We start from the raw sequence: 5,409 nt of genomic DNA, 5'->3' as shown, positions 1-5,409 counted from the left end.
ACGAGCGACGGGCGAAGGGCGCTGGTTGCGTGGAACGGCGAGCACTGGCAGCGGATGCGGATGTGCGGCCGGTCGCGCAGGCGCTCGCGCAGCGCCTGAATCAGGTGCGACTTGCCGATGCCGGGCTCACCGGCGAGCAGGACCACTTGCCCCTCCCCGGACGCGGCCTTGCTCCAGAGCTCCGCGAGCAGAGCAAGCTCGTGCTCGCGCCCGACCGTGGGGGCGAGGCCGCTCGTCGCGCGCGCTTCGAACCGGGTCTCGGCGGCACTCTCGCGAAGCACTCTCCACGCGCGGATCGGGGCGTCGAACCCTTTCAGCTCGTGCAAGCCGAGGTCGGCGAACTCGAACAGCCCGCCGAGCAGTCGGCGCGTCGCGAGCGGGATCACGATCTCGCCAGGCCCCGCCAATGCCTGCAGCCGCGCCGCCAAGTTCGGCGACTCGCCGACCACCGCTTCCTCCTGCGCTCCTCCTTCGCCGATGAGATCGCCCACCACCACCAGCCCCGTTGCGATGCCGACGCGTACCGCAAGCCCACCTTGTGCCGGGATCGCGAGCCTTGCGATCGAATCAACGATCGCCAGCCCAGCCCGCACGGCTCGCTCCGCGTCGTCCTCATGCGCCTTTGGATAGCCAAAATACACCAGCACGCCGTCGCCCATGTATTTGGCCACAAACCCGCCAAAGCGACGCACCGCCTCGGCAACGCACTTCTGATAGGCCGCAATCACCTCCCGCAAATCCTCAGGGTCCATTCGCGCCGAGAGTGCCGTCGAGCCGACAAGGTCCGAGAACATCACGGTGACCTGCCGGCGCTCAGCGGTGTCCTTCGCGGCATTGTCGATTGCCAGAGGCGCATCGGATAACAGTGGCGTTGGTGCAGCTACCTGAGCGCGCAAGGCTGCGATGGCGTCGAGCAGCTTACGACGATGTCCGACAAATCCGACGCCAAGATCCTTCAAGTCCTCGGCCGTCAACGTCGGCAGGACCGTGTCGTCGATCTTATTCTCGCGGAAGGCGGCCTCATACTGTTCGAGGCCATGCCTCCGCAGCCAATCTCCGACGTCCATGGCGGCGCCCCTGGCTTGCCTACCCACGCATGATCCACCAGGGGAGACAGGCTGTCTAGGACCGGGAACCCACCTACAACTTCCTAAAGAAGCCGGACAGAATATTCGGACCCGCTTCGCCGGGGCGCAGCCTGATGCCGTCCTCGAATGAGTTCAGCGTCACGCATTCGAAGCCGTTGTGCGCGAGCAGCGCCACCAGCGAGTCGCGATCGAAGTGGTGCAGGTGCTCGTTGGGAAGACGCATACGCCACGTTCGGAACCACGCGTCGCCGTCGGCGCCGAGCTCGCGCCAGCGGCAATAGGGAACGGCGACGGCCAGGTGCCGGGTCTTAAGGCGGCCGAGGAAACCCAGATCCGGGATGTGTTCGAGCACGTCGAACATGGCGACGAGATCCCACTGGCTGGCGAGCGCCTCATCCCAATCGACGAAGCGAACGCCCTTGGGCAGCGGAAACTCGGCGATGTCGCAGCCGGCGCAATCGGCGACCCCGGTTATCTTCGCGGCTTCGACGAAGGTGCCGGTGCCGTATCCGATTTCCAGCACGGACCGAGGAACCTCGCCGGTGATGCCCAGCACCCAGCCAAGCCGCTGGTATCCGAGCTTGATGGTCCGGTCACTGAGGTCCTCGTAATAAGAAATGTACTGCTTGTCGTACTTGATCGGTGTGAAGTCGATCTGGTGGATCACGCCAAACCGGTCCACCTCGTAGTTGTCCAACATGAGCCAGCCGCCTCCGGATGCCGCATTCCTTACACGGCGGAGCTGAACGCGAGGTAACCGGCCGGGCTGGCCCAAATCCCGGCAAAAATGGCGGCGCCAGCCCCCACACCGGCCGCTGCGCGGCCGCCTCTCCCCAAATTTATGGGGGAGAGGAAACCCAAGCCTTTCAGGGCCGCGACCACGGTGGTTGGCGTTTCCTCTCCCTCACAAAGCGGGGGGAGTACCATATGCGATTGCCCTGCCACCTCACTCGACCTCACGCCGCGCTCCACCCCGCGCGCCGCTTCCCCACAGGGCGCGCTGGAACACATTCCGCTTGACCTTGCGCGGCACGAGCTCGATGTCGCTGACCAGCTTGGCGCCGCCCTTGCGGCGCTCGAGCGTGATCTTGCGGCTGTGGAAGGCTTCCAGCTCGGCGCGGTGCGCCACGCTGATGATGGTGACCTTGGGCAGTTCGTGGATGATGGTCTGCATCATCTTGTCCTGGCTCTTCTCGTCCAATGCCGAGGTCGCCTCGTCGAGCACGATGATATCGGGGCTGTGCAAGAGCAGGCGCGCGAAGGCGAGGCGCTGCTTTTCGCCACCCGACAGCGTCTGGTCCCATGGCGCGTCTTCCTCGATCCTGGCGGCCAGATAGGCGAGGCCGACCTTGTCGAGGGCGGCATTGATCTCCTCGACCGTCCAGTTGTCGGCGGCGGCGGGATAGGCGACGGCGCGGCGCAGCGTGCCGGAAGGGATGTAGGGCCGCTGCGGCAGCATGAACAGCCGCCTGTCGGCGTGGAAATTGACGCTGCCGCCGCCCCACGGCCACAGGCCGGCGACGGCCCGCACCAGCGTCGACTTGCCCGAGCCGGATTCGCCGGCCACCAGCACCCGCTCGCCCGGCTCGATCGCGACCTCGGTCTCCTTGACCACCGAGGTGCCGTCGTCGAGCGTCACCGAGAGATTATCGAGGCTGAGCATGGCGCCATCTTCAGTCTCGCCGCGCTGGATGCGTCCCAGCGCATCGCTCAGTTCGGCGCGCTCCAGCCCGTCGAGCGACATCATCAGCGAGGCGACGCGTCGCGCGCAGGCGTTCCAGTCGGCGAGGCGCGGGTAATTGTCGACCAGCCAGCCGAAAGCGCCCTGCACAATGCCGAAGGCGGAAGCGGCCTGCATCACCTCGCCAAGCGACATGTTGCCTTCGAGGAATTTCGGCGCGCACAGCAGGATCGGCACGACGGGCGCAAACAGGCTCGACCCCTGCGACACGAGCGCCGTGCGCATGTGCTGGCCGGTCAGCAGCGCCCATTGCCTCAGAACATGGCCGAAATTCCTGTCGATGCCGCTGCGTTCCTCGTCCTCGCCGCCGAGCAAGGCGATGCTCTCGCCGTTCTCGCGCACGCGCGTCAGCGTGTAGCGCAGCTCGGCCTCCGCCTGGTTCTTGCGCTCGGAGAGCTGGACGAAGTTGCGACCGATGACCACCATCGAGGTCGAGGTGATGGCGGCATAGATGACAGCGGCGATGACCAGGAAGCCGGGAATGGTGATGGTCTCGCCGGCGATCGGCAGGGTGAGCGCCCCACCGATCGTCCACAGCACCACGATGAAGGTCGAGGCGGCGAGAAACGCCACCAGGACGCCTGAGATGAAATCGACGGGCGAATCGGTGGCGATGCGCAGATCCTCGGTCATGCGGGCTTCGGGGTTCTGGTGGTCGCCGCTGACCAGGTTCAGCTGATAGTAGCGGCCGCTGGCCAGCCAGCGCGAGATGACCGCGGTGGTCAGCCAGGAACGCCAGCGGCGCTGGATCGTCATGCGCAGATAGACCTGCGCAACGACAAGGCTTCCGTTGGCGAACACGAGCGGCAGGAAGACGGCGGTGAGGAGATAGACGGTGCGGGCGTCGCGCTGCTCGAGGGCGTCGAAGATCGAACGGTTCCAGACATTGATGCCGTACTGGACGCCGACATTGATGCAGATCAGGATCAACAGCCCGATCGTGAACGGCCAGGCGAGCCTGTCGCCGCGCCGGCTCCAGTAGCCGCGGGCGCTGATCCAGAAACGCCGCAGCAGATATTTCTTGCGCGCCTGCTCGGCTTCTTCGGGGGTCAGCTTCGGATCGGGTTCGACGGCCTCCGGCGGCGGCGCGGCCTCGCCGTTGACCTCGGGAGCCGAGGCCTTCTCTTCGCGCGACTTCTCTTGGCTCGATTCCTCCTGGCGCGATTTCTCTGCCCTCGTTTTCTCTGGACGCGCCTTCTCTCCGCGCGACTTCTCTTCGTCTGGCGTCCCTGGGCGCGACCGCTTCTGGCGTGACTTCGGGGCACCGCGCGGTTTGGCGCCGGCGGCCGGCTTCGGTTTGGAATCAACTTCTGACATCAGCCGACAACGGCTTCAAAATCAGAAGGTTTCATGCCGTCGGCTCGATAGTCCGGCTGCCGGCAGCCCTGACCAGCACTTGCAACGGCCTGACGCCACCCAGCAATCCCGCCCCGGCCATTCCAACACGCCCGACTTTCTGTTTGAATGCCGCCGACATTCGAATGGAGTGCGGCCCATTTCAAACGATCCCTTCGCCCCCTTGCGGGAGCGTTTCCTGGCCCGGTGCGCCGATCAGCTCGCGGAGCTGAAGGCCGCGCGGGAGCAAGGTCCCCTGCCCGACGTGACCAAGCTCGCCCACTCGCTGGCGGGAGCCGGCGGAACATTCGGCTTTGCGGAGATCAGTGCCAAGGCAGCGGCGCTGGAGACGCTGCTGGTCGAACAGGCGGATGGCGGTGCCATTGACGCAGCGCTCGATGCGCTGATCGCGGAGATCGAGCGCACGCTGCAATGACGCGAATGGCCGGGCGCGAACCGGCCGCGCCTATTTCTTGGCGCCGCCGAGGCCGGTCCTGGTCATCTCGCCCCAGCCCTGGTTGCCGCGCAAAAACTGCCACCAGCCCTTCACGCGCCAGAAATTGTTGAGCTGGCGGTAGCCGAAATTCTCGATCACGGCGACCGCCGTCAGCACGGCCAGGTCCCTGGCGCGAGGAAAGCGTTGCAACTCGGCCTCTTCGAGGACGAGCGAGCAGACGCTGACGCAGACGCCATAGGTGAAGACGAGTGAAGTGAAGGCGAGCAGATATTCGCCCGACAGGATGCCGAGCAGCCAGAAGGCCGGGATCAATATATAGCCCAGCACCTCGGCCACCGGCCCCAGCACGTCGACGATCAGTATGTGGCCGAAGCCGAGGAAGCCGACGCGGCCGTAGCGCGGGTTGAACAGCATCGCGCGGTAGCGGAAGAAGCATTCGAGCGCGCCGCGCTGCCAGCGCGTGCGCTGCCTGCCCAGCACGCTCAGCGTCTCCGGCGCCTCGGTCCAGCACACCGGCTCGGGAACGAACTGGATGCGGTATTTGCGCCTGGTATCGCGCATGTGGCGGTGCAGCTTGATGACGAGGTCGAGGTCTTCGCCCATCGAACCCTGGGTGAAGCCGCCGACCGCCACCACTTCGGCGCGGCGGAACATGCCGAAGGCGCCGGAGACCAGCATCAGCGTGTTGATGCGGCTCCAGGCAAGCCTGGCCATCAGGAAAGCGCGCAGGTATTCGACCACCTGCAGCAGCGGCAGCAGGCGGCACGGCAGGCGAACCTCGCGCACCC

Annotated in this window: 5 protein-coding genes; 1 reads left to right on the top strand and 4 read right to left on the bottom strand. The window is 65.9% G+C overall.

What is annotated here, in order from left to right; genetic code table 11:
• The 3 genes from EN781_RS24725 to EN781_RS24715 form a co-directional block, all read right to left on the bottom strand.
• Positions 1-1,067, bottom strand: a 1,067-nt coding sequence (locus tag EN781_RS24725; RefSeq protein WP_145965609.1) for an adenylate/guanylate cyclase domain-containing protein, incomplete at its 3' end; no start/stop codon positions are given.
• Between the two features lie 73 nt (positions 1,068-1,140).
• On the bottom strand, positions 1,141-1,788 hold the full coding sequence (locus tag EN781_RS24720; protein ID WP_127400408.1) for a class I SAM-dependent methyltransferase: 648 nt from the start codon (positions 1,786-1,788) through the stop codon (positions 1,141-1,143).
• Positions 1,789-2,034: 246 nt separating this feature from the next.
• Complete coding sequence (locus EN781_RS24715; RefSeq protein WP_126055107.1) at positions 2,035-4,146, bottom strand: ABC transporter ATP-binding protein/permease; 2,112 nt, start codon at positions 4,144-4,146, stop codon at positions 2,035-2,037.
• A gap of 202 nt (positions 4,147-4,348) precedes the next feature.
• On the opposite strand from EN781_RS24715, the gene EN781_RS24710 reads away from it, so the two are divergent.
• Entirely contained in the window at positions 4,349-4,600 is a 252-nt protein-coding gene (locus tag EN781_RS24710; RefSeq protein WP_245455482.1) for an Hpt domain-containing protein, read from the top strand.
• 30 nt (positions 4,601-4,630) lie between these two features.
• On the opposite strand, the gene EN781_RS24705 is transcribed toward EN781_RS24710, so the two are convergent.
• The coding region (locus tag EN781_RS24705) for a glycosyltransferase family 2 protein (RefSeq protein ID WP_145965608.1) at positions 4,631-5,409 on the bottom strand (779 nt) is incomplete at its 5' end.

It is taken from the genome of Mesorhizobium sp. M4A.F.Ca.ET.090.04.2.1, assembly GCF_003999085.1.
Taxonomy (GTDB): domain Bacteria; phylum Pseudomonadota; class Alphaproteobacteria; order Rhizobiales; family Rhizobiaceae; genus Mesorhizobium.
This window is presented reverse-complemented; position numbering and strand designations above follow the sequence as displayed.

What these genes read in the sequence shown, in the direction of transcription:
- EN781_RS24720 (WP_127400408.1), bottom strand. Translation starts at nt 1,788, where the DNA reads ATGTTGGACAACTACGAGGTGGACCGGTTTGGCGTGATCCACCAGATC.
- EN781_RS24715 (WP_126055107.1), bottom strand. Translation starts at nt 4,146, where the DNA reads ATGTCAGAAGTTGATTCCAAACCGAAGCCGGCCGCCGGCGCCAAACCG.